We start from the raw sequence: 24,498 nt of genomic DNA on the forward strand, positions 1-24,498 counted from the left end.
GCCCGAGCGACTCGGCCAACTCCACGGCTTGGTGCTTGAACTCATCGGTGTAGCTACGACGGGTGATACGGGACATAAGGGACCTCCAAGTGCGATCAAAGTATCGCTTCTTGGCGTCCGCTGACGGGGGGCCAGATCATCTGACCCCGGCAACCATCCGCAATGCCGCTTTTGCTCTTGCTCTTCTTTTTTCTTTCCGTGGCAGGCGCAACCGCCGGAATGCGTCAGAGGCCGGGCGGGAGGGGATGACGGGGGTGTCCGCGGCATGGATGCCGCGGCCAAGCCCCCAAGGACGGGTTTACGGCGTCCCCCGCCATCCCCACCCGCCCGGCCAAGCCCGCCAATCCAACCGGGCTCTCCGCGACCAACCAAACCCCGCCCCCGGCCACGAGGGGCTGCGCCGTTGGCTGAAAATCCATGTAACCGCTTACATGGAAACGGATTTTTGCCGTAGCGGGTATCATGACCGGCTGACTTCACACAGGAGCCACCCGCTCATGCGCCGCAAGATCGTCGCCGGAAACTGGAAGCTGCATGGCAGCCGTCAATTCGCCAATGAACTGCTGGGGCAGGTGGCCGCCGGGCTGCCGCTGGAGGGCGTGGACGTGGTGATCCTGCCGCCGCTGCCCTATCTGGGCGAGCTGGTCGAGGACTTCGGCGAGACCGGCCTGGCCTTTGGTGCACAGGACGTGAGCAGCAACGAGAAGGGCGCCTACACCGGCGAGGTCTGCGCGGCCATGCTGGTCGAGGTTGGGGCCCGCTATGGCCTGGTCGGCCATTCCGAGCGCCGCCAGTACCACCATGAGAGTAGCGAGCTGGTCGCGCGCAAGTTCGCCGCCGCCCAGCACGCCGGCCTGGTGCCGGTGCTGTGCGTGGGCGAGACCCTGGAGCAGCGCGAGGCCGGGCAGACCGAAGCGGTCATCGCCAGCCAGCTGGCACCGGTGCTGGAGCTGGTCGGCGCGGCAGGTTTCGCCAATGCTGTGGTCGCCTACGAGCCGGTCTGGGCCATCGGTACCGGCCGTACCGCCAGCAAGGAACAGGCACAGCAGGTGCACGCGTTCATCCGTGGCGAAGTCGCGCGTATCGATGCTAGAATCGCCGATTCACTGCCCATTGTTTACGGCGGTAGCGTGAAGCCCGACAATGCCGGGGAACTGTTCGCGCAGCCGGATGTCGATGGTGGGCTGGTCGGCGGCGCCTCCCTGGTGGCCGCGGACTTCCTGGCCATCGCACGGGCGGCGGCCGCGAACTAATCCTAGAAGTATTGTCCGAGGGCGGTTTCCAATGCTGATGTTGATCCTCAATGTCGTCTACGTGCTGGTCGCTGTGGCCATGATCGCGCTGATCCTGATGCAGCGTGGCTCGGGTGCGGCGGCAGGTTCGGGCTTTGGTGCTGGTGCCTCGGGTACGGTGTTCGGTGCGCGTGGCGCCTCGAACTTCCTGTCCAAGTCGACCAAGTGGCTGGCTGTCGTGTTCTTTGGCATCAGCCTCTTCATGGCCTGGTATGCCGGTCACGGCACCCGTCCGGCAGCCGACCAGGATCTGGGTCTGATGTCCGCCCCGGCAGCGGCTGCTCCGGCGGCTCCGGCGGGCGAGCTGCCGGCCGTCCCGAAGGCCGATGCGGTCCCGGCAGCCCCGGTTCCGGCCGCGAATGTGCCGGCTCAGGCGGAATCTTCGGTTTCTGGTGAAGAAAAGCCTTCGGAAGGCTCCCAGAAAGACTGAAGCCGGTTACAATACGCGGCGCATCGGAAAGATAGTCTGATGTGATCGTTTGCCCAGGTGGCGGAATTGGTAGACGCACTACCTTGAGGTGGTAGCGACGCAAGTCGTAGGGGTTCGAGTCCCCTCTTGGGCACCATTTGTAAGTAAAGCGGGTTCGTCTGGCGCGCAAGGCGCCAGGCAGGTTCCCGTCCACTCCCCCATGCCAAAGCGCCTGCAGGCGCGGCGGCAGAGGCAAGAGAGAATCGCTGTGCTGGCCGAATATTTGCCGTCTCTGCTGTTTCTGATCGTTGCCACCGGTATCGGCGTTACGCTGATGCTGGTTGGTCGATTCCTCGGTCCCCGCCGCCCCGATCTGGAAAAGCTGTCACCGTATGAGTGCGGCTTCGAAGCCTTCGAAGACGCGCGCATGAAGTTCGACGTGCGCTACTACCTGATCGCGATCCAGTTCATCGTCTTCGACCTGGAAATCATCTTCATCGTGCCGTGGACCCAGGTCTTCATGGAGCTGGGCGCCCGTTCGCTGGTCACCATGGGCCTGTTCGTCGGCATGCTGTTCCTCGGTTTCATTTACGTCTGGAAGAAGGGAGCGCTGGAATGGGAGTGATTCAGACTCTCGATGGCCTCATGAACAACCCGTCGCCGGAAGGCCGGGTTGATGACATCCTGCGGCCGGAAGGCGACAACCCGCTGCTGGAAAAGGGCTTCGTCACCACCAGCGTCGACGCACTGCTGAACTGGGCGCGCACCGGCTCGATGTGGCCGATGACCTTCGGCCTGGCCTGCTGCGCGGTCGAGATGATGCATGCCGGCGCCGCGCGCCTGGACCTGGACCGCTACGGCGTGGTGTTCCGCCCGTCGCCGCGTCAGTCCGACGTGATGATCGTGGCCGGCACCCTGGTCAACAAGATGGCCCCGGCGCTGCGCAAGGTCTACGACCAGATGCCGGACCCGAAGTGGGTCATCTCGATGGGTAGCTGCGCCAACGGTGGCGGCTACTACCACTACTCCTATTCTGTGGTGCGCGGCTGTGATCGCGTGGTGCCGGTGGACGTCTACGTCCCGGGCTGCCCGCCGACCGCCGAGGCGCTGGTGTACGGGATCCTGCAGCTGCAGAAGAAGATCTGGCGTACACAGACCATCGCCCGCTGACCCATTCACCTGACTAGAGCGCGCCAAGCCCCCATGGCAGAGCAAGCATCCTTCATCGACCGACTCTCCGCACGTTTCGCTGGTGCGAAGGTCATCGTGGTCGAACCCCGCGGCGAAGTGACGCTGGAAGTGCCTGCCGCCGAGTGGCACGCCACCGCCCTGGCGCTGCGTGACGAGTTTGGTTTCGAGCAGGCCGTGGATCTGTGCGGCGTCGACTACCTCGGTTATGGCTCCGACGAATGGGACACCGCTGACGTGTCCTCGCAGGGCTTCAGCCGCGGCGTCGAAGGCAAGGCCCAGGGCCGCTTCGCGTGGGGCGAGTTCCCCACCGAGGAAAACGGTGCCGCCGGTGCCCGCCCGCAGCACATGCCGACCCAGCGCTTTGCGGTGGTCGCGCAGCTGCGTTCCTACCAGCACAACCTGATGATGCACCTGCGCTGCTTCGCCCCTGACGAAGCACTACCGGTGGTGTCCTCGCTGACCGGCATCTGGCCGGGCCTGAACTGGTTCGAGCGCGAGGCGTTCGACCTGTACGGCGTGATCTTCGAAGGCCACCCGGACCTGCGCCGGATCCTGACCGACTACGGTTTCGTCGGCCATCCGTTCCGCAAGGACTTCCCGCTGATCGGCAATGTCGAAGTCCGCTACGACGAAGAAAAGAAGCGCGTGATCTACGAACCGGTCACCTCGGTGGAGCCGCGCGTCGGCGTGCCGCGCGTGATCCGCGACGACGCCCGTCTGCAGACCGCAGAAGGTGAGCGCGCGCAGGAGGCAGTGAAGTGAGCCACGTACACCAGGCCGGCGAAGCATTCGCCAGCAACGCCGCCGAGAGCCGGCAGGAAATCCGCAACTACACCATGAACTTCGGCCCGCAGCATCCGGCCGCTCATGGTGTGCTGCGCCTGATCCTGGAAATGGACGGTGAAACCATCATGCGCGCCGACCCGCACGTGGGTCTGCTGCACCGTGGTACCGAGAAGCTGGCCGAGTCCAAGCCGTTCAACCAGTCGATCGGCTACATGGATCGCCTGGATTACGTGTCGATGATGTGCAACGAGCACGCGTACGTGCGCGCGATCGAGACCCTGATGGGTATCGAGGCACCGGAACGTGCCCAGTACATCCGCACCATGTACGATGAAATCACCCGCATCCTCAACCACCTGATGTGGCTGGGCTCCAACGCGCTCGACCTGGGCGCGATGGCGGTGATGCTGTACGCCTTCCGCGAACGCGAAGAGCTGATGGACTGCTACGAAGCGGTTTCCGGCGCGCGCATGCACGCGGCGTACTACCGTCCGGGCGGTGTCTACCGCGACCTGCCGGACCACATGCCGAAGTACAAGGAATCGCGCTGGCACAAGGGCAAGGCGCTGAAGCAGCTCAATGCTTCGCGCGAAGGCTCGCTGCTGGACTTCCTGGAGAACTTCACCGTCGAGTTCCCCAAGCGCATCGACGAATACGAAACCCTGCTGACCGACAACCGTATCTGGAAGCAGCGTACCGTCGGCATCGGCGTGGTCACTCCCGAACTGGCCCACCAGTGGGGCATGACCGGCGTGATGCTGCGCGGCTCGGGCATTGCCTGGGACCTGCGCAAGAAGCGTCCGTACGCCAAGTACGATGCCGTCGATTTCGACATCCCGCTGGGCAAGGAAGGCGACTGCTACGACCGCTATCTGGTCCGCGTTGCCGAAATGCGCGAATCCAACCGCATCATCAAGCAGTGCGTGGCGTGGCTGAAGGCCAACCCGGGCCCGGTGATGGTGAAGAACTTCAAGGTCGCTCCGCCCAGGCGCGAGGACATGAAGGACGACATGGAAGCGTTGATCCACCACTTCAAGCTGTTCAGCGAAGGCTACTGCGTGCCGGCCGGCGAGACCTACTCGGCGGTGGAAGCCCCGAAGGGTGAATTCGGCTGCTACCTGGTCTCCGATGGCGCCAACAAGCCGTTCCGCGTGCACCTGCGTGCGCCGGGCTTCGCCCACCTGTCCTCGATCGATTCGGTCGTGCGCGGCCACATGCTGGCTGACGTGGTGGCGATGATCGGCACCTACGACCTGGTGTTCGGCGAGGTTGACCGGTAATGCCGTCCGCCACGCCAACGCCCGCTGCAGGCAGCCGGCGCAAGCCGGCGCCGCAGTTTCTGGAATTTCACGTTATGCATTTCGCTGAGGTCGGCCGATGAAGGCGACAGGTAATTTCGAGGCGGCGCGCGACGTCGACCCGATGGTGGTGCTGAGCGACAAGACCCGCGCTCACATCGATCACTGGCTGTCCAAGTTCCCGCCGGACCGCAAGCGCTCTGCCGTGCTGCAGGGCCTGCATGCGGCCCAGGAGCAGAACCAGGGCTGGCTGACCGACGAACTGATCGCCGGCGTGGCCAAGTACCTGGACCTGCCGCCGGTGTGGGCCTACGAGGTCGCCAGCTTCTACTCGATGTTCGAGACCGAGAAGGTGGGCCGCAACAACGTGGCCATCTGCACCAACATCAGCTGCTGGCTCAATGGCGCCGAGGACATCGTGCGCCATTGCGAGAAGAAGCTGGGCATCAAGCACGGTGAATCGACCCCTGACGGCCGCGTCTACCTCAAGCGCGAGGAAGAGTGCCTGGCCGGCTGCGGTGGCGCGCCGATGATGGTCATCAACGGTCACTACCATGAGCGTCTGACCCTGGAAAAGGTCGACGAGCTGCTGGACGGGCTGGAGTAAGGGCATGGCACATCACCACGAATCCAAGGGTCCGGTCGGCCCCGCGCCGCTGCCGCACCAGGTGGTCTATACCACCCTGCATTACGACACCCCGTGGTCGTACGAAAGCTACCTGAAGACCGGTGGCTACGCTGCCCTGCGCAAGATCCTCGAAGAGAAGATCCCGCCGGAGCAGGTCATCGAGATGGTCAAGGCCTCGGGCCTGCGCGGCCGCGGTGGCGCCGGCTTCCCGACCGGCCTGAAGTGGTCGTTCATGCCCAAGGGCAACATGCAGAAGTACATCCTCTGCAACTCGGACGAATCCGAGCCGGGCACCTGCAAGGATCGCGACATCCTGCGCTACAACCCGCATTCGGTCGTGGAAGGCATGGCGATCGCCTGCTACGCCACCGGTTCGACCGTGGGCTACAACTACCTGCGCGGTGAATTCCACCACGAGCCGTTCGAGCACTTCGAGCAGGCCCTGGCCGACGCCTATGCGAACGGCTGGCTGGGCAAGAACATCCTCGGCAGCGGCGTGGACATCGACATCTACGGCGCGCTGGGCGCCGGCGCGTACATCTGCGGCGAAGAAACCGCGCTGATGGAATCGCTGGAAGGCAAGAAGGGCCAGCCGCGCTACAAGCCGCCGTTCCCGGCCAACTTCGGCCTGTACGGCAAGCCGTCAACGATCAACAACACCGAAACCTATGGTTCGGTGCCGGCGATCATCCGCAACGGCCCGGAGTGGTTCAAGGGCCTGAGCCTGACCGCCAACGGCGGCCCGAAGTGCTTCTCGGTGTCCGGCTGCGTGCAGAACGGCGGCAACTTCGAAGTGCCGCTGGGCACCACCTTCGATGACCTGCTGGAGATGGCCGGTGGCCTGCGTCCGGGCCGCAAGCTCAAGGGCGCGATCCCAGGCGGCGTGTCGATGCCGGTGCTGACCGCAGCCGAACTGAAGGGCCTGCCGATGGACTACGACACCATCCGCGCACTGGGCTCCGGCCTGGGTTCGGGCGCGATCGTCGTGCTCGACGACAGCGTCTGCTGCGTCAAGTTCGCCTGCCGCATCAGCCAGTTCTTCCACAAGGAATCCTGCGGCCAGTGCACCCCCTGCCGCGAAGGCACCGGCTGGATGCACCGCGTGCTGGAGCGCATCGTCGCCGGCAAGGCCACGATGGAAGACCTGCACCAGCTGAAGGCAGTGGCCGGCCAGATCGAAGGCCACACCATCTGTGCGTTCGGCGAAGCGGCTGCATGGCCCATCCAGGGCTTCCTGCGCCAGTTCTGGGACGAGTTCGAGTACTACATCGTCAACGGTCATTCGATGGTTGACGGCAAGAAGGTGGAGGCAGCCGCTGCATGAGCGCGCAACCCGTAAATCCGAGCGTCCCACCCGATCACGTCACCATCGAGATCGATGGCAAGTCGCTGGTCGTGCCCAAGGGCTCGATGATCATCCAGGCCGCCGACAAGGCCGGCATCTCCATTCCGCGCTTCTGCTATCACGAGAAGCTGCCGATCGCCGCCAACTGCCGCATGTGCCTGGTGGACGTGGAGAAGTCGCCGAAGCCGGCGCCGGCCTGTGCCACCCCGGTGATGGATGGCATGAAGGTCGCCACCCGCAGCGAGAAGGCACTGAAGTTCCAGCGCTCGGTGATGGAGTTCCTGCTCATCAACCACCCGCTGGACTGCCCGATCTGCGATCAGGGCGGCGAGTGCGAGCTGCAGGACGTGTCGCTGGGCTATGGCCGTTCGGTCAGCCGCTTCAACGAGCGCAAGCGCGTGGTGCCTGACGAGGACATGGGTCCGCTGGTCGCCACCGAGATGACCCGCTGCATCCAGTGCACCCGCTGCGTCCGCTTCACCGCCGACGTTGCCGGTACCTACGAACTGGGTGGCATGTACCGCGGTGAGAACCTGCAGATCGGTACCTTCGACGGCAAGCCGCTGACCACCGAGCTGTCCGGCAACGTCGTTGACGTCTGCCCGGTCGGCGCGCTGACCAACAAGGTGTTCCAGTTCCGCGCCCGCCCGTGGGAACTGACCGCCCGCGAGTCGCTGGGCTACCACGATGCGATGGGTTCGAACCTGTTCCTGCACGTGCGTCGCGGTGAAGTGCTGCGCACCGTGCCGCGCGACAACGAAGCCGTGAACGAGTGCTGGCTGTCCGACCGTGACCGCTACTCGCACCAGGGCCTGTACAGCGAAGACCGTGCGGTCAAGCCGCTGCGCAAGGTCAATGGCGAGTGGAAGGAAGTGAGCTGGGCCGAAGGCCTGGCCGCGGCCGCCGAAATCCTCAAGGCCAACCAGGGTGACAACCTGGGCGTGCTGGTGCACCCATCGACCTCGAACGAGGAAGGCGCACTGCTGGCCCGCCTGGCCAAGGGCCTGGGCTCGGGCAACATCGACCACCGCATCAACAACCGCGATTTCTCCGACGCCGCAACCGCCGAAGTGTTCGGCCTGCCGCTGGCCGAGATCGAGGGCGCCGACCGCATCGTGGTCCTGGGCAGCAACATCCGCCACGAACTGCCGCTGCTGCACGCTCGCCTGCGCAAGGCGCAGACCACCAAGGGCGCGAAGATCCACGTCGTCAATCCGGTGGACTTCGACTTCGCCTTCAGTGTCGCCGGCAAGCAGATCGTTGCCCCGTCGAAGTTCGTCGACGCGCTGGCCAACGCCGAGCTGCGTTCGGCAGTGCAGGGCGGCAACAACACCGTGCTGATCGTTGGTGGCATCGCCGAGAACCACCCGCAGGCTGCCGCGATCCGCGCTGCCGCGCGTGACTTCGCTGCCGCTACCGGTGCCAAGCTGTGCCGCATCCCGCAGGGCGCCAACGCCGTTGGCCTGACCCGCGCCGGCGTGCTGCCGGCTGGCAAGGACGTCGCCGCGATGCTGGCGCAGCCGCGCCAGGCCTACGTGGTGTACGGCCTTGAGCCGGGCCTGGACTTCGCCGACGCCCCGGCCGCCCGCAAGGCGCTGGCCGGTGCCCAGGTGGTGGCCTTCAGCCAGTTCGCCTGCGCCTCGACCCGCGACGTTGCCGACGTGATCCTGCCGATCGGTGCGCTGCCGGAAATCGATGCCACCCTGACCAACCTCGATGGTCGCGAGCAGTCGGCCCGTGCCGGCGGCAAGCTGCCGGGCGAGGCCCGCGAAGGCTGGCGCGTGCTGCGAGCACTGGGCGGCGACATGGCCCTGGCCGGTTTCGACTTCACCGACCTGGCCGGCCTGCGTGCCAGCCTGGCCCCGGTGTCGGTCACCGTCGCTGCTTCGGCGCAGCCGGCAGTTGCCGGTGAAGGCCTGGAAGTGGCTTCGACCGCCGCGATCTACCGCACCGATGCGGTGGTCCGTCGCGCGCCGGCACTGCAGTCGCATCCGCTCAACAACGCCCCGCGCATCGTGCTGAACGCAGAAGATGCCGCTCGCCTGCAGCTGCAGGAAGGGCAGATGGCCAAGGTCGGCACCGACGCCGGCAAGGCCACCCTGCCGGTGGTGGTCGACGCCCGCGTCGCTGCGGGTTCGGTCTGGATTGAATCGGGCCACGGCGCGACCGCGCCGCTGGGTGCCGCTCGCGTATCGGTGGTGGCTGCATGAACGAATTGCTGTTGAACGCGGTCGACCCGCTGCACCAGTGGCTGCTGGGCCTCGGTGACATCGGCGCGCTGATCTGGATCATCCTGAAGATCCTGGTGATCGCCGTGCCGGTGATCATCTCGGTGGCCTTCTACGTGGTCTGGGAACGCAAGCTGATCGGCTGGATGCACGTCCGTCATGGCCCGATGTACGTGGGCATGGGCATCTTCCAGGCCTTCGCCGACGTCTTCAAGCTGCTGTTCAAGGAAGTGGTCCAGCCGAGCAGCGCCAACAAGGCGATCTATCTGCTGGCCCCGCTGATCACCCTGGCCCCGGCCTTCGCGGCCTGGTCGGTGGTGCCCTTCGATTCGCAGATCGTGCTGTCCAATGCCAACGCCGGCCTGCTGTACCTGCTGGCGATGACCTCGCTGGGCATCTACGGCATCATCCTGGCCGGCTGGGCATCCAACTCGAAGTATGCGTTCCTGGGTGCGATGCGTGCCTCGGCGCAGATGATCAGCTACGAAATCGCCATGGGCTTCGCCCTGGTCGGCGTGATGATCGCCTCGGGCAGCCTGAACCTGAGCAACATCGTGATGGCGCAGGCCGGCAGTTCCGGCTTCTTCGACTGGTTCCTGCTGCCGCTGCTCCCGCTGTTCGTCATCTACTGGGTGTCGGGCGTGGCTGAAACCAACCGTGCGCCGTTCGACGTGGTGGAAGGCGAGTCGGAAATCGTTGCCGGCCACATGGTCGAGTACTCCGGCGGCGCCTTCGCCCTGTTCTTCCTGGCCGAATACGCGAACATGATCCTGATCAGCTTCCTGATCTCGATCTTCTTCCTCGGCGGCTGGCTGAGCCCGGTCCAGGGCTGGGTCGATTTCGGCAATGTCTCGCCGCTGGTCGACTGGATCTGGAAGGGCGGTGCACCGTGGTTGTTCGTCAAGGTGTTCTTCTTCGCCAGTGCCTACATCTGGTTCCGTGCCAGCTTCCCGCGCTTCCGCTATGACCAGATCATGCGCCTGGGCTGGAAGGTCTTCATCCCGCTGGCCATTCTGTGGATCGCGGTTACCGCCGTCATGGTGTTCTTCGGCGTGATTCAAAAGGGCGTCTAAGTGATGAACAGGATTACCCATTACTTCAAGAGCCTGCTGCTGCTCGAACTGCTGGCCGGCCTCTGGCTGACGCTGAAGTACAGCTTCAAGCCGAAGTACACGATGATGTACCCGATGGAGAAGTTCCCGCAGTCGCCGCGCTTCCGTGGCCTGCACGCCCTGCGCCGTTATCCCAACGGCGAAGAGCGCTGCATTGCCTGCAAGCTGTGTGAAGCGGTGTGCCCGGCCCTGGCCATCACCATCGACTCGGCCAAGCGCGAGGACGGCACCCGCCGCACCACCCGCTACGACATCGACCTGTTCAAGTGCATCTTCTGCGGCTTCTGCGAAGAAAGCTGCCCGGTGGACTCGATCGTCGAAACCCACATCCTCGAGTACCACTTCGAGAACCGTGGCGAAAACATCGTTACCAAGCCGCAGCTGCTGGCCCTTGGCGACCGTCTCGAGTCCGAGATCGCCGAGCGTCGTGCCGCCGATGCCGCTTACCGCTGAGGTCGAGAGATGGATTGGGTAAATATCGCTTTCTGGGTGTTCGCCATAGCGGCAACGGTTTCGGCCGGTGCGGTGATCAGCGTGCGCAACCCGGTTCACGCCGTGCTCTGCCTGGTGCTGACCTTCTTCTCCATTGCCTGCGTGTGGCTGCTGGTAGGGGCCGAGTTCCTCGGCGTGGCCCTGGTGCTGGTCTACGTCGGCGCGGTGATGGTGCTGTTCCTGTTCGTGGTGATGATGCTGGACATCGACCCCACCAAGCTGCGTGAGGGCTGGGTGCGCTACCTGCCGGTCGGCCTCATCGTCGCGGTGGCGATGCTGGCGCAGATGCTGATCCTGATCGGCGTCAAGGCACGCTCGGTTACGCCGTTCCCGGCTGACAACGCCGCTGCGGTCGCCGCCGACAGTTCCAACATCACCTGGCTGGCACGCACGCTGTTCACCGAGTACCTGCTGCCGTTCGAGTTCGCCGCCGTCATCCTGACCGTGGCCGTGGTTGCCGCCGTCATGCTGACCCTGCGCCGTCGTACCGGCGTCAAGAGCCAGAACCCGGGCGAGCAGACCATGGTCAAGGCCGGCCAGCGCCTGCGCATGGTCAAGATGGGTGCCGAAGCACCGGTCGTGCACAGCAACAGCAAGCCGGCCACCGGCGAGGAGACCCAGCCGTGATTACCCTTGGCCACATCCTTGCGCTTGGCGCGGTGCTGTTCGCCATCAGCCTGGCCGGCATCTTCCTCAACCGGAAGAACGTCATCGTCCTGCTGATGTCGATCGAACTGATGCTGCTGTCGGTGAACATCAACTTCGTCGGCTTCTCGCGCCAGCTGGGCGACCCGTCCGGCCAGCTGTTCGTGTTCTTCATCCTGACCGTCGCCGCCGCGGAAGCCGCCATCGGCCTGGCGATCCTGGTGACCCTGTTCCGTACCCGCCGCACGATCAATGTCGGCGAAGTCGATTCGTTGAAGGGCTGATCCACAGATGGAAATCACTCTCTCCAAGAGTCTGTTGATCGCAGTGGTGCTTGCGCCGCTGTTCGGCAGCATCATCGCCGGCCTGTTCGGTCGCCAGGTCAAGCGCTTCGGCGCGCAGACCATCACCATCCTCGGCGTCGCGGTGGCCTGCGGCCTGTCGATGTACACGCTCTACCAGCTGCTGTGGGGCGGCGCACAGCCGTTCAACCAGAACATCTACACGTTCTTCGAAGTCGGCCAGTACTCGGCCCACGTCGGCTTCATGGTCGACAAGCTGACCGCGATGATGATGGTGGTGGTGACCTTCGTGTCGCTGCTGGTCCACATCTACACGATCGGCTACATGCAGGACGATCCGGGCTACCAGCGGTTCTTCAGCTACATCTCGCTGTTCACCTTCTCGATGCTCACCCTGGTGATGAGCAACAACTTCCTGCAGCTGTTCTTCGGCTGGGAAGCGGTGGGCCTGGTGTCGTACCTGCTGATCGGCTTCTGGTTCAAGCGCCCGACCGCGATCTTCGCCAACATGAAGGCGTTCCTGGTCAACCGCGTCGGCGACTTCGGCTTCCTGCTCGGCATCGCCGGCGTGCTGTGGGTGTTCGGCACCCTGGACTACTCGCAGGTGTTCTCCCAGGCCGGCATGCTGGCTGATCCGCGCGCCCAGCTGCAGATCTGGGACGGCACGATCCTGGGCATGCAGCTGCTCAACGAGCCGGTGATCTGGTCGATCGCTACCGTCATCTGCATCTGCCTGTTCATTGGTGCCATGGGCAAGTCGGCCCAGGTCCCGCTGCACGTGTGGCTGCCCGACTCGATGGAAGGCCCGACCCCGATCTCGGCACTGATCCACGCCGCGACGATGGTGACCGCCGGTATCTTCATGGTCACCCGCATGTCGCCGCTGTTCGAGCTGTCGCAGACCGCGCTGAACTTCGTGCTGTTCATCGGTGCCACCACCGCGTTCTTCACCGGCCTGATCGGTATCGTGCAGAACGACATCAAGCGCGTCGTCGCGTACTCCACGCTGTCGCAGCTGGGCTACATGACGGTTGCACTGGGCGTGTCGGCCTACTCGGCAGCCGTGTTCCACCTGATGACCCACGCCTTCTTCAAGGCGCTGCTGTTCCTGGGTGCCGGCTCGGTCATCATTGCCATGCACCACGAGCAGGACATGCGCAAGATGGGTGGCCTGCGCAAGTACATGCCGATCACCTTCATCACCATGTGGATCGGTACGCTGGCACTGGTGGGTACGCCGTTCTTCTCCGGCTTCTACTCGAAGGACACCATCATCGAGGCCGCCGAGCTGCACGCGCACCTGTCCGACAACTGGGTGGCCACCTACGGCTACTGGGCAGTGCTGGGTGGCGTGATCGTCACCAGCTTCTACAGCTTCCGCCTGCTGTTCCTGACCTTCCACGGCAAGGAGCGTTTCCGCGACGTGCATCATGACGATCATGGTCACGGCCATGACGCTCACCACGCCGCCGACGCCCACCACGGCGATGCGCATCACGATGACCACGGCCATGGCCACGGTCCGCATGAGCCGCACGAAACCCCGTGGGTGGTGACCTTGCCGCTGATCCTGCTGGCCATCCCGTCGATCGCCATCGGTTTCTTCAGCATCGGTCCGATGCTGTACGGCACCGACTGGGCCGGCCATCATGCCCACGATGCCATCAAGGGCCAGGCGCATACGTTCTTCACCGGAATCGTCGACTTCTACGATCCGGCCAAGAACACCATCGGCTTCCTGGGTGAGGAGTTCCACGGCCCGGTCGCCTTCGCGCTGCACGGCATGATGGCTCCGGCGTTCATGCTGACCGTTGCGGGCTTCCTGCTGGCCGCACTGTTCTACCTGTGGAAGCCGGACCTGTCGGGCAAGGCGCGCAAGACCTTCGCTCCGCTGGTGTCGGTGCTGGAAAACAAGTACGGCTTCGACAAGCTGTGGATCGATGGCTTTGCCGGTGGCAGCGTCAAGCTGGGCAAGGTCTCGCGCTGGATCGACAGCAACATCGTCGACGGCGTGGTCAATCTCTCGGCACGTGTTGTGGACGTTGCAGCCGGCGTGCTGCGTCGTACCCAATCCGGTTTCCTCTATCACTACGCCTTCGCGATGATCATCGGCCTGATTGCCCTGCTGGGCGTGCTGATGCATTACCTGCGTTGATGACCTGTACGGAATAAGAAGACGTGTCGAACTGGCCTCTACTCAGTGTCCTCATCTGGCTGCCGATCATCGGTGGCGCCCTGATCCTTGCGATCCGTGATGCGCAGACCGCCCGCTGGGCGTCGCTGGGCGTAGCGGTGCTGACGTTCGTGGCGAGCCTCTCGCTGCTGAGCGGCTACAACGCGGGCATCGACGGTCTGCAGTTCGTCGAGACCCATGCCTGGATCCCGGCGTACAAGATCGGCTACAACCTGGGCGTGGACGGCATTGCCGTGGCGCTGATCCTGCTGACTACCCTGGTCAGCGTGCTTGCCCTGATCGGCGCCTGGAGCGCCATCGACAAGCGCGTGAACCAGTACGTGGCGGCTTTCCTGATCCTGGAAGGCGTCACGGTCGGTATCTTCGCGGCGACGGACGCGATGCTGTTCTACGTGTTCTTCGAGGCGATGCTGATCCCGATGTTCCTGATCATCGGTGTCTGGGGCGGCCCACGTCGCATCTACGCTGCGCTGAAGTTCTTCCTGTACACCTTCCTCGGCTCGGTGCTGATGCTGGTGGCACTGATCTACCTGTACATGAAGGGCGGCAGCTTCCAGCTGGCCGACCTGTATGCACTGCCACTGTCGGCCAAGGAACAGACCTGGATCTTCTTCGCGTTCCTGATCGCCTTCGCGGTCAAGGTGCCGATGTTCCCGGTCCATACCTGGCTGCCGGACGCCCACGTGGAAGCGCCGACCGCCGGTTCGGTGATCCTGGCCGCCATCGCCCTGAAGATCGGTGGCTATGGCTTCCTGCGCTTCAACCTGCCGATCGTCCCGGACGCGTCCCAGGAATGGGCCTGGCTGGTGATTGCGCTGTCGTTGATCGCAGTGATCTACGTTGGCCTGGTCGCCCTGGTACAGGACGACATGAAGAAGCTGATCGCCTATTCGTCGATCGCGCACATGGGCTTCGTCACCCTGGGCACCTTCATTGCCCTGTGGCTGGTCCGTGAAGCCGGTAACGCCGATGCCGCCCGCCTGGGCCTGCAGGGCGCCATGGTGCAGATGATCTCGCACGGCTTCGTCTCCGGCGCGATGTTCTCCTGTGTCGGCGTGCTGTACGACCGCATGCACAGCCGCCGCATCGCCGATTACGGCGGCGTGGTCAACGTGATGCCGTGGTTCGCCACCTTCGCCATGCTGTTCTTCATGGCCAACGCGGGCCTGCCCGGTACCAGCGGTTTCGTCGGCGAGTTCATGGTCATCCTGTCGGCCTTCCAGCGCAATCCGTGGATCGCGCTGGGCGCGGCCACCACCCTGATCATCGGCGCCGCCTACACCCTGTGGCTGTACAAGCGCATCTTCTTCGGTGAAGTGGCCAACAGCCATGTTGCCGAACTGAAGGACATCAACGGCCGCGAATGGCTGGTGCTGGGCGTGTTCGCCATCGGCGTGCTGGCCCTGGGCATCTATCCCAAGCCGCTGACCGACCTGATGGAGCCCTCGATCGCGAAGCTGGCGATGCAGATCGCATCCAGCAAGCTGCTGTAATTCCAGGATTTGATGATGACCACCTCGCCGCTGCTGCCATTGACCGCCGCTGACCTGCCACCGCTCGCTCCCGAGCTGGTGCTGATCGGCAGCGCCTTCGCCCTGATGATCCTCGACCTGTTCGTCAGCAACCGGAACAAGATCGTCACCCACCTGTTCTCGCTCGCTGCGCTGGCCGTGGTGCTGTTCATGCTGGCCACCGGCGTGGGCGGGCAGGGCGAGGTCTTCCATGGCATGTTCGTGCGCGATACCGCCGCGGACGTGATGAAGACCGGGATCGTGCTGCTCAGCGGCCTGACCCTGGTCTACGGCTGGCGTTACCTGCGTGAGCGCAACCTGTTCCAGGGCGAGATCCCGGTGCTGATCCTGTTCGGCACCGCCGGCATGATGATCCTGGTGTCGGCCGGCAGCCTGCTGATGGTCTACCTGGGCCTGGAACTGCTGGCGCTGTGCTCCTACGCCCTGGTCGCCAGCAACCGCGAGAACGGCCTGGCCTCGGAAGCGGCGATGAAGTACATCGTGCTCGGCTCGCTGGCCTCTGGCCTGCTGCTGTACGGCATGTCGCTGATCTACGGCGCTACCGGCAGCCTGCACCTGGACGTCATCCGTGACGCCATCCCGCACTCGGAAGAGCGCGTGCTGCTGATCACCGGTGCGGTGTTCATGATCGCCGGCGTCGCCTTCAAGCTGGGTGCGGCACCGTTCCACATGTGGCTGCCGGACGTGTACCAGGGTGCCCCGGCACCGATCGCACTGTTCATCAGCTCGGCGCCGAAGCTGGCCGCCTTCGGCATGGCCTACCGCCTGCTGGAAATGGGCGTGGGTCCGCTGTCGACCGAACTGCAGCTGCTGATCGCCGGCCTGGCCGCAGTCTCGCTGGTCATCGGCAACCTGATGGCCATCGCGCAGAGCAATCTCAAGCGCATGCTGGCGTTCTCCACCGTCTCGCACATCGGCTTCCTGCTGATGGGCATCGCCGGTGGTGGCGCACAGGGCTATGCCGCTGCGCTGTTCTACGCACTGGCCTACGCCATCATGTCGACCGCCGCCTTCGGCGCGATCATCGCGCTGTCGCGTGCCGGTTTTGAAGCCGAGAACATCGAGGACTTCAAGGGCCTCAATGCCCGCAACCCGTGGATGGCCGGCCTGGTGCTATGCATCATGGCGTCGCTGGCCGGCATCCCGCCGTTCCTGGGCTTCTGGACCAAGCTGGCGGTGCTGGGCGCGGCCGTCAACGGCGGCCTGCTGTGGCTGGCCATCCTGGGCGTGCTGTGCGCCGTGGTCGGCTGCTTCTACTACCTGCGCGTCATCAAGGTCATGTACTTCGATGAGCCGGTGGGCGAGGCCATGCCGCGCAACAACGACCGCGTGCTGGGTGTGGTGCTGGGTGTCAATGCCCTGGCGCTGCTGGCCTTGGGCCTGGCCTGGAACCCGATCATGGTCTGGTGCCAGCAGGCATTTGCGCATCTTGCATAAAAGTTGACACAAAGCTGCGCGATTCGTGTAATATGCGCAGCCTGAGTTGTCACTGCAGCGGTTCAGCCAGAACATCGTTGCGGTAGCCCCCTCGAAAGAGCAGGGCAGCAGTTCAAACACTTCCGGTGCGGGGTGGAGCAGTCTGGCAGCTCGTCGGGCTCATAACCCGAAGGTCGCAGGTTCAAATCCTGCCCCCGCTACCAACTTCGGATCGGCGCCAACCGATTTGATGAATGAGGGGAGGCTTGCAGTTTTTGGAGCAACCGCTCATAATTCCGCTTCTGATGCGGGGTGGAGCAGTCTGGCAGCTCGTCGGGCTCATAACCCGAAGGTCGCAGGTTCAAATCCTGCCCCCGCTACCAAGTAGAGAAATCGCCTTCGAAGTCCTGCTTCGAGGGCGTTTTTCTTTGGGGTCTGCGTCGTTTCTGCGTGATCGGGGTCAGATCCCTTTTCCCGTGGAAAAGGGATCTGACCCCGGGTCCGCACCTTGCACCAGCGCGGTGCAGCCGCTATCATCAGCGGCCTAGCAGTACCCCTGAAGGCGGCCTCCCAGCGGGAGTCCGGACCCGGAAGGAGGGCCGCAACCGGCAGGCAATGCAGGTTGCAACCGGAATCCAGTCACCGGAGTCTTTCCGGAAAAGGGGCCCAACGGGCCCTTTGTCGTTTCCGGGGCGTCATGTTTCCACGCCGGCCAAGGCCGGCACCCAACCATAGAGATCAAGGCAGGCTGTGAGCGACAAGGCAACCGACATCGCGAATCTGCTCGCCCCGACCGTTGTGTCGCTGGGCCTGGAGCTGCTGGGCGTTGAGTATCTGCCGGCCCCCGGCGGTGCGACCCTGCGCCTTTACATCGACGTGCCGCTGGCTGAACAGCCCGAGCGCATCATCAATGTCGACGACTGCGAGCGGGTCAGCCGCGAAGTCTCGGCGCAGCTGGACGTCGAAGACCCAATCAGCGGCAATTACACGCTGGAAGTGTCCTCGCCGGGCGTGGACCGCCCGCTGTTCAACCTGGAGCAGTTCGGCCGCCACCAGGGTGAATCGGCCAAGGTCACGCTGAAGCTGCCGCAGGACAACCGTCGTCGCCTGCAGGGCCGCATCGAAGCGATCGACGAGGCTGCGGGCACCATCACCTTCATCGTCGACAAGGCTGAAGTGGTCGTGTCGGCCGACAACATCGACAAGGCACGGATCATGCCCGACTGGGTGGCGCTGGGGCTGGCCCCGAGCAAGCCGACCGGTCCGGCGCCGAAGCGTCCGAAGCCGAACACGAATTCTTCTTCCAACGAGCCGGCGGCAAAGAAGCCGCGCGCGGAGTGAGCCAATGAGCAAGGAACTGTTGCTGGTAGTCGACGCAGTCGCCAACGAGAAGGGCGTGCCGCGTGAAGTGATCTTCGATGCCATCGAGGCCGCCCTGGCCTCGGCAGCGAAGAAGCGCTATCCCGAGGAGGAAGTGCTGACCCGCGTGGTCATCGACCACAAGGATGGCAGCTACGAAACCTTCCGCCGCTGGGAAGTGGTGGCCGATGACGTGGTCATGGAATCGCCGGATCGCCAGATCCGCCTGATGGACGCCGTCGACGAGGCCGAAGGCGTCGAGGTCGGCGACTACATCGAAGAGCAGATCGAGAACCCGGACTTCGGCCGCATCGCTGCCCAGGCCGCCAAGCAGGTCATCGTCCAGCGCGTGCGCGAAGCCGAGCGCCAGCAGGTCGTGGATGCATGGAAGGATCGCGTGGGTGAGCTGATCACCGGTGTGGTCAAGCGCGCCGAGCGCGGCAACATCTACGTCGATCTCGGTGGCAATGCCGAAGGCTTCATTCCGAAGGACAAGGGCATTCCGCGCGACGTGCTGCGTGCCGGCGACCGCGTGCGCGGCTACCTGGCCGAAGTGCGCTCGGAGCCGCGTGGCCCGCAGCTGTTCATCAGCCGCGCCGCGCCGGAGTTCATGATCGAGCTGTTCAAGCTGGAAGTGCCGGAAGTCGGCCAGGGCCTGGTGGAAATCAAGGCCTGCGCCCGCGATCCGGGCGACCGCGCCAAGATCGCCGTGCTGGCCCACGACCAGCGCACCGATCCGATCGGTGCCTGCATCGGCATGCGCGGTTCGCGCGTGCAGGCCGTGTCCAACGAGCTCAATGGCGAGCGCGTGGACATCGTGCTGTGGAACGACAACCCGGCCAACTTCGTCATCAACGCGATGGCTCCGGCCGAAGTGCAGTCGATCATCGTCGATGAGGACAAGCACTCGATGGACCTGGCCGTTGCCGAAGACCGCCTGGCCCAGGCGATCGGCAAGGGCGGCCAGAACGTGCGCCTGGCCAGCCGCCTGACCGGCTGGCAGCTCAACGTGATGACCCAGGACCAGGTCACTGCCAAGTCGGAGGCCGAGCAGGCTGCCGCCCGCCAGCTGTTCATGGACAAACTGGAAGTGGACGAGGAAATCGCCGGCATCCTGGTCAGCGAAGGCTTCGGCACCGTCGAGGAAATCGCATATGTCCCGGTCGGCGAACTGCTGGCCGTGGAAGGTTTCGACGAGGACATCGTCGAAGAGCTGCGCGCTCGTGCCCGCGATGCGCTGCTCAATGAGGCCCTGGCAGTCGAGGAAGGCCTTGAAGACGGCCAGCCGGCGCAGGACCTGCTGTCCCTGAAGGGCATGGACGAAGCCACCGCATATGCGCTGGCCGGCCACGGCGTGCGTACCAGCGAGGACCTGTCCGACCTGGCCGCCGACGAGGTCATGGACTTCGGCATCGAAGGACTGGATCAGGCGCGCGCCGCTGCGCTGATCCTGGCCGCCCGTGCCGAGGAGATCGCCCGACTGGAACGCGGCGAATGAGCCGGCAATGAACAGGGCCCTGAGCCGCTCAGGGCGTAGAATCCGCGCCACCTCCAGATGCGGGGGGGCGCCCACAAGATCATAGGATCCGAATGTCGCAGCAAACCACCATCCGCAAGCTTGCCGAACTGGTCAACACGCCGGTCGAAAAACTGCTGGAACAGCTGGCCGGTGCCGGCATGAAGTTCAGCGGTCCCGACCAGGTCGTGACCAGCTCCGAGAAGGTAAAGCTCCTGGGCTTCCTTCGTCGTTCGCACGGCAAGCCCGAGCAGGCCCCGGAAGAGACCGATCAGTCTGCAAAGAAGATCACGCTCAACCGCCGGAAGCAGCAGGAAGTGACGGTCAATTCCGGTCGCAGCAAGACGACCGTGAATGTCGAGGTGCGCCAGAAGCGTACCTACGTCAAGGATGGTGCTCGCGCCATGACGCCGGACGAAGAGCGCGCCGACATCCTGCGCAAGCTGGAAGAGTCGCGTGCGCGCAACCTCGCCGAACAGCAGGCCCTGGCCGAGAAGGATCGTCTGCGCGACGAGGCCATCGTCCGTGCCCGTGAGGAAGAGGCTGCCGCCAAGGAACGCGCCGAGGCCGAGAAGAAGGCCGCCGAGGAAGCTGCGGCTGCGGCCAAGGCGGCCGAGGCACTGGCCGCCAGCAAGCCCAAGCGTGCTCCGATCGACGAAACCGCGCCGCGCCCGCCGCGCGCCCCGGCCGCCGCCCCGGCTGCGCCGCGTGGTGCTCCGCCGCCGCCGCCGCGCAACGACGAGCGCAACAACCGCAGCGCGCCGCGCAACGAGCGTGGCCCGGGCGACCGCTTCGCCGGCCAGATGCACCTGTCGGCCGCCGACCGTGCGCGTCGTGGCAACAGCAACAACAGCAATTCGCGTGGACGTCCGGGTGGCCGCAACCAGTCCGGTGGCCGTCGCGACATGTCGCGTGGTGGCAACAATGCCGGTCCGCACGCGTTCGAACGCCCGACTGCACCGGTCGTGCGTGAAGTCGCGATCGGCGAGACCATCACCGTGGCCGACCTGGCGCAGAAGCTCGCGCTGAAGGGCGGCGAGGTGGTGAAGGCGCTGTTCAAGATGGGCGTGATGGCGACCATCACCCAGTCCATCGACCACGACACCGCTGCGCTGGTGACCGAAGAACTCGGCCACAAGGCGATCCGTGCCAACGACAACGATGCCGAAGACGCGCTGCTGGCTTCGACCGGTGAAAACCAGGGCGAAGCCGTACAGCGCCCGCCGGTGGTCACCATCATGGGTCACGTGGACCACGGCAAGACCTCGCTGCTGGACTACATCCGCCGCACCAAGGTTGCCCACGGCGAAGCCGGCGGCATTACCCAGCATATCGGCGCCTACCACGTCGAGACGCCCAAGGGCGTCATCAGCTTCCTGGATACCCCGGGCCACGCCGCGTTCACCTCGATGCGTGCCCGCGGTGCCAAGCTGACCGACATCGTGGTGCTGGTGGTTGCTGCCGACGACGGCGTCATGCCGCAGACCAAGGAAGCGATCCAGCACGCCCGTTCGGCGGGTGTGCCGCTGATCGTGGCGATCAACAAGATCGACAAGTCCGGTGCCGACCCGATGCGGGTCAAGAACGAGCTGCTCTCCGAGCAGGTCGTGGCCGAAGAGTTCGGTGGTGACATCCAGATGGTGGAGATCTCGGCCAAGACCGGCCTGGGCATCGACGACCTGCTGGACGCGGTGTCGGTGCAGGCCGAACTGCTGGAACTGAAGGCCGTCGACGAAGGTCGCGCCTCGGGCGTGGTGATCGAATCGTCGCTGGACAAGGGCCGCGGCCCGGTCGCTACGGTGCTGGTGCAGCAGGGCCGCCTGAAGAAGGGCGACTACCTGGTGTGCGGTATCCAGTACGGCCGCGTGCGTGCGCTGTTCGACGAAACCGGCAAGCAGCCGGAGTTCGCCGGCCCGTCGATCCCGGTGCAGGTCCTGGGCCTGTCCGGTGTGCCGGAAGCCGGAGACGACTTCGTGGTGGTCGAGGACGAGCGCCTGGCCAAGGATGTTGCCCAGCAGCGTGAGACCAAGCGCCGTGAATCGCGCCTGGTCGCCACCGCTGGCAGCCGCATGGAAGACATCATGGCGACCCTGGGCAAGGGCGAGGGCCAGCAGGTCCTCAACCTGGTCATCAAGGCCGACGTGCAGGGTTCGGTGCAGGCCCTGAGCCAGGCACTGGTCGCGCTGTCCAACGAAGACATCCGCATCAACGTGATCCACTCCGGCGTCGGCGGCATCACCGAATCGGATGCCAACTCGGCGGCTGCTTCGAAGGCCACCGTCATCGGCTTCAACGTGCGTGCGGATGCTTCGGCCCGTCGCATCATTGAATCCAACGGCGTCGACCTGCGTTACTTCTCGATCATCTATGACGTGATCGATCAGGTGAAGCAGGTGGCATCCGGTCTGCTGGGCGTGGAGATCCGCGAAGAGATCATCGGTATCGCCGAGGTCCGCGACGTCTTCCGCAGCTCCAAGCTGGGCGCCGTTGCCGGCTCGATGGTCATCGAGGGCGTGGTCAAGCGCAACAAGCCGATCCGCGTGCTGCGCGACAGCGTGGTGATCTTCGAGGGCGAGCTGGAATCGCTGCGTCGCTTCAAGGAGAACGTCGAGGAAGTCCGCAACGGTACCGAATGCGGTATCGCGGTGAAGGCCTACAACGACGTCAAGCCGGGCGACCAGATCGAGTGCTTCGAGCGTATCGAAGTGCCGCGCACCCTGTAATGCTGCAAGGTGGCCCGACCAACGGTCGGGCCCTACCATGTACCTGTAGCGCCCGACCGTTGGTCGGGCGACAACTGAACCAAGAGCTGCTCGTGCCCAAGACTTTCCATCGAACCGACCGTGTCTCCGCCCAGCTGCGCCGTGAACTCGGCACCCTGGTGCACAACGCCGTGCGCGAGCACGGGTTGCCCTCGGTGAGCGTGTCCGACGTGGAAATCACCCGCGACATGGCCCATGCCAAGGTGTTCGTCACCGCCCTGATGCCGGAACGCTCGGCTGAAGCCGTGGCCGGCCTGAAGGAGCTGGGCTACCGCCTGCGCATGGACCTGGCCCGCGCGATGAAGCTGCGCCACGTGCCGGAGCTGCATTTCCACTACGACGACTCGGTCGACCGTGGTGAGCACATCGACAACATCCTGCGCGACCTGCCCGATACGCTGGCCGCGGAGAAGCGTCGCGCGAGCGACGACGAATAACCGCGCGACGCCGGGCATGCCCGGCGTCGTTGCATTCCGGCTGTGCGACGTCTGACGCAGACCGCGCTGCGGCAGCCGAGCATGGCTCGGCCCTACACATTCCTGCCATGACCCGAATTCAGTTCCGCCGCCTGGATGGCATCCTGCTGCTCGACAAGTCGACCGGCATGAGCTCCAACGCCGCCCTGCAGGTGGCGCGCCGCCTGTTCCGTGCCGAGAAGGGTGGCCACACCGGCAGCCTCGACCCGTTGGCCACCGGCCTGCTGCCACTATGCTTCGGCGAGGCCACCAAGATCGCCGGCCTGCTGCTGGGTTCGGCCAAGGCGTACGATGCCGAGATCGTCCTCGGCCAGACCACGGATACCGATGATGCCGAGGGCCAGGTGCTGGTGCAGCGCCCGGTGCCGGTGATCAGCGCCGAGGCCCTGCAGGCTGCGCTGGCGCCACTGACGGGGAACATCCGTCAGCGGGCTCCGATCTATTCGGCGCTGAAGCAGGGCGGGGAACCGCTGTATGTGAAGGCCCGCCGCGGCGAGGCCATCGAGGCTCCGGAGCGCGAGGTCCAGGTGCACGCGATCGAGGTGCTCGAACAGCTGCCCGGGCGCCTGCACCTGCGCGTGACCTGTGGCTCCGGCACCTATATCCGCAGCCTGGCCCGCGATCTCGGCGAACGCCTGGGCTGTGGCGCCCACATCAGCGCGCTGCGCCGGCTGTGGGTCGAACCGTTCCGCGCGCCGGCGATGGTCACCCTGGACCAGTTGCGGGCGATGGCCGAGGCCGGCGACGAGGCGGGCATGGACGCGCTGCTGCTGCCGCTGGCAGCCGGCCTGGCTGGATACCCGCGGGTCGACCTCGATGCCGGGCAGACCCACCGCTTCTGCGTCGGCCAGCGCCAGCGTGACGCGTCCTGGCCGCATGGCCTGGTGGCCGTGTTCGGTCCGGACGATGCTGTCCAGGGCCTGGGCCAGGTCGACGACAGTGGCCTGCTGGCCCCGCAGCGCCGTTTCAACCTCTGACCGGGGCAGGGTGGTTCAGCCCCGGTCCTTGTCCCGGAAGCCCCTGGCCGTTACAATTTCGCGGCCGTTTTCCGGCAACCTGCCTCGCGCAGGTTTCATCCTCGTAGTCCACGGCGAGCCTGGCGGTGCGCGAAGCGCGTTCCTGCCGGCCACGCATCACAGAGAAAAAAGAAATGTCGATCGACACCCAGAAGGTCATTGAAGACAACAAGCGCAGCGCCGCTGACACCGGCTCCCCGGAAGTCCAGGTTGCCCTGCTGACCGCCCGCATCGAACTGCTGACCGGCCACTTCAAGACCCACAAGAAGGATCACCACAGCCGCCGCGGCCTGCTGCAGATGGTCAACCGCCGTCGCAGCCTGCTCGACTACCTGAAGAAGAAGGACGTCGAGCGTTACAAGGCCCTGATCGAAAAGCTTGGCCTGCGTCGCTAAGCAACGAATCCCCCGCGGCGCAGCGATGCGCCGCGGTTTTGTTTTGTAGCACCGCAATCCCCGATTCAGGCCGGAACGATCCGGCCACCCGCTGGCGGCAAGGG

The 24,498-nt window shown here is 64.9% G+C and carries 22 protein-coding genes and 3 tRNA genes; all 25 read left to right on the forward strand.

The window, feature by feature from the left end; translation table 11 throughout:
- Window positions 1-497 precede the first annotated feature (497 nt).
- Window positions 498-1,253 (forward strand): triose-phosphate isomerase, encoded by a 756-nt coding sequence (gene tpiA / locus AC5P74_RS04185; RefSeq protein WP_021203422.1) that lies wholly within the window; start codon window positions 498-500, stop codon window positions 1,251-1,253.
- Between the two features lie 31 nt (window positions 1,254-1,284).
- Window positions 1,285-1,722, forward strand: coding sequence for a preprotein translocase subunit SecG (gene secG / locus AC5P74_RS04190; protein ID WP_005417938.1), 438 nt, complete (start codon window positions 1,285-1,287; stop codon window positions 1,720-1,722).
- A 51-nt stretch (window positions 1,723-1,773) separates the two neighbouring features.
- Window positions 1,774-1,858: transfer RNA gene (locus AC5P74_RS04195), tRNA-Leu, on the forward strand.
- A gap of 111 nt (window positions 1,859-1,969) precedes the next feature.
- The gene (locus AC5P74_RS04200) at window positions 1,970-2,326 is read left to right on the forward strand and encodes an NADH-quinone oxidoreductase subunit A (protein ID WP_005417937.1); all 357 of its coding nucleotides are present in this window, start codon (window positions 1,970-1,972) and stop codon (window positions 2,324-2,326) included.
- On the forward strand, window positions 2,317-2,871 hold the full coding sequence (locus AC5P74_RS04205) for a NuoB/complex I 20 kDa subunit family protein (protein ID WP_005417936.1): 555 nt from the start codon (window positions 2,317-2,319) through the stop codon (window positions 2,869-2,871). The genes AC5P74_RS04200 and AC5P74_RS04205 overlap by 10 nt, the downstream gene beginning before the upstream one ends.
- 33 nt (window positions 2,872-2,904) lie before the next feature.
- Window positions 2,905-3,654 (forward strand): NADH-quinone oxidoreductase subunit C, encoded by a 750-nt coding sequence (locus tag AC5P74_RS04210; protein ID WP_138952160.1) that lies wholly within the window; start codon window positions 2,905-2,907, stop codon window positions 3,652-3,654.
- Window positions 3,651-4,958, forward strand: a complete 1,308-nt coding sequence (locus tag AC5P74_RS04215) for an NADH-quinone oxidoreductase subunit D (protein WP_005417935.1) — start codon at window positions 3,651-3,653, stop codon at window positions 4,956-4,958. Before AC5P74_RS04210 ends, AC5P74_RS04215 begins: the two co-directional genes overlap by 4 nt.
- 97 nt (window positions 4,959-5,055) lie before the next feature.
- A complete protein-coding gene (nuoE, locus tag AC5P74_RS04220; RefSeq protein ID WP_005410460.1) occupies window positions 5,056-5,583 on the forward strand; it encodes an NADH-quinone oxidoreductase subunit NuoE in 528 nt (175 codons plus the stop codon).
- A 4-nt stretch (window positions 5,584-5,587) separates the two neighbouring features.
- Window positions 5,588-6,928, forward strand: coding sequence for an NADH-quinone oxidoreductase subunit NuoF (nuoF, locus tag AC5P74_RS04225; RefSeq protein WP_005417934.1), 1,341 nt, complete (start codon window positions 5,588-5,590; stop codon window positions 6,926-6,928).
- Complete coding sequence (nuoG, locus tag AC5P74_RS04230) at window positions 6,925-9,159, forward strand: NADH-quinone oxidoreductase subunit NuoG (RefSeq protein ID WP_053500857.1); 2,235 nt, start codon at window positions 6,925-6,927, stop codon at window positions 9,157-9,159. Before nuoF ends, nuoG begins: the two co-directional genes overlap by 4 nt.
- Window positions 9,156-10,250 carry an NADH-quinone oxidoreductase subunit NuoH gene (gene nuoH / locus AC5P74_RS04235; protein WP_346608045.1) on the forward strand — a complete coding sequence of 365 codons (1,095 nt, stop codon included), beginning with the start codon at window positions 9,156-9,158 and terminating at the stop codon, window positions 10,248-10,250. Before nuoG ends, nuoH begins: the two co-directional genes overlap by 4 nt.
- A gap of 3 nt (window positions 10,251-10,253) precedes the next feature.
- Window positions 10,254-10,742 carry an NADH-quinone oxidoreductase subunit NuoI gene (gene nuoI / locus AC5P74_RS04240; RefSeq protein ID WP_005417924.1) on the forward strand — a complete coding sequence of 163 codons (489 nt, stop codon included), beginning with the start codon at window positions 10,254-10,256 and terminating at the stop codon, window positions 10,740-10,742.
- Between the two features lie 9 nt (window positions 10,743-10,751).
- Complete coding sequence (locus tag AC5P74_RS04245; RefSeq protein WP_005417923.1) at window positions 10,752-11,408, forward strand: NADH-quinone oxidoreductase subunit J; 657 nt, start codon at window positions 10,752-10,754, stop codon at window positions 11,406-11,408.
- The gene (gene nuoK / locus AC5P74_RS04250) at window positions 11,405-11,710 is read left to right on the forward strand and encodes an NADH-quinone oxidoreductase subunit NuoK (RefSeq protein WP_005417921.1); all 306 of its coding nucleotides are present in this window, start codon (window positions 11,405-11,407) and stop codon (window positions 11,708-11,710) included. Before AC5P74_RS04245 ends, nuoK begins: the two co-directional genes overlap by 4 nt.
- A gap of 7 nt (window positions 11,711-11,717) precedes the next feature.
- The gene (gene nuoL, locus AC5P74_RS04255; RefSeq protein WP_053500855.1) at window positions 11,718-13,883 is read left to right on the forward strand and encodes an NADH-quinone oxidoreductase subunit L; all 2,166 of its coding nucleotides are present in this window, start codon (window positions 11,718-11,720) and stop codon (window positions 13,881-13,883) included.
- A gap of 23 nt (window positions 13,884-13,906) precedes the next feature.
- Complete coding sequence (locus AC5P74_RS04260; RefSeq protein WP_005410452.1) at window positions 13,907-15,415, forward strand: NADH-quinone oxidoreductase subunit M; 1,509 nt, start codon at window positions 13,907-13,909, stop codon at window positions 15,413-15,415.
- Window positions 15,416-15,430: 15 nt separating this feature from the next.
- A complete protein-coding gene (gene nuoN, locus AC5P74_RS04265) occupies window positions 15,431-16,891 on the forward strand; it encodes an NADH-quinone oxidoreductase subunit NuoN (protein ID WP_005417915.1) in 1,461 nt (486 codons plus the stop codon).
- A 126-nt stretch (window positions 16,892-17,017) separates the two neighbouring features.
- Window positions 17,018-17,094 (forward strand) — tRNA-Met (locus tag AC5P74_RS04270).
- Between the two features lie 82 nt (window positions 17,095-17,176).
- Window positions 17,177-17,253 (forward strand) — tRNA-Met (locus AC5P74_RS04275).
- Between the two features lie 367 nt (window positions 17,254-17,620).
- Complete coding sequence (gene rimP, locus AC5P74_RS04280; RefSeq protein WP_005417913.1) at window positions 17,621-18,211, forward strand: ribosome maturation factor RimP; 591 nt, start codon at window positions 17,621-17,623, stop codon at window positions 18,209-18,211.
- Window positions 18,212-18,215: 4 nt separating this feature from the next.
- Window positions 18,216-19,727 (forward strand): transcription termination factor NusA, encoded by a 1,512-nt coding sequence (nusA, locus tag AC5P74_RS04285; RefSeq protein ID WP_005417911.1) that lies wholly within the window; start codon window positions 18,216-18,218, stop codon window positions 19,725-19,727.
- A gap of 92 nt (window positions 19,728-19,819) precedes the next feature.
- Complete coding sequence (gene infB, locus AC5P74_RS04290) at window positions 19,820-22,468, forward strand: translation initiation factor IF-2 (protein ID WP_053499259.1); 2,649 nt, start codon at window positions 19,820-19,822, stop codon at window positions 22,466-22,468.
- A 92-nt stretch (window positions 22,469-22,560) separates the two neighbouring features.
- The gene (gene rbfA, locus AC5P74_RS04295) at window positions 22,561-22,944 is read left to right on the forward strand and encodes a 30S ribosome-binding factor RbfA (protein ID WP_053499257.1); all 384 of its coding nucleotides are present in this window, start codon (window positions 22,561-22,563) and stop codon (window positions 22,942-22,944) included.
- A gap of 107 nt (window positions 22,945-23,051) precedes the next feature.
- Window positions 23,052-23,960 carry a tRNA pseudouridine(55) synthase TruB gene (gene truB / locus AC5P74_RS04300; protein ID WP_053499255.1) on the forward strand — a complete coding sequence of 303 codons (909 nt, stop codon included), beginning with the start codon at window positions 23,052-23,054 and terminating at the stop codon, window positions 23,958-23,960.
- Window positions 23,961-24,133: 173 nt separating this feature from the next.
- A complete protein-coding gene (gene rpsO / locus AC5P74_RS04305; protein ID WP_005417886.1) occupies window positions 24,134-24,394 on the forward strand; it encodes a 30S ribosomal protein S15 in 261 nt (86 codons plus the stop codon).
- Window positions 24,395-24,498 lie beyond the last annotated feature (104 nt).

This window comes from Stenotrophomonas sp. YJH_SMC_94-11 (assembly GCF_059370435.1).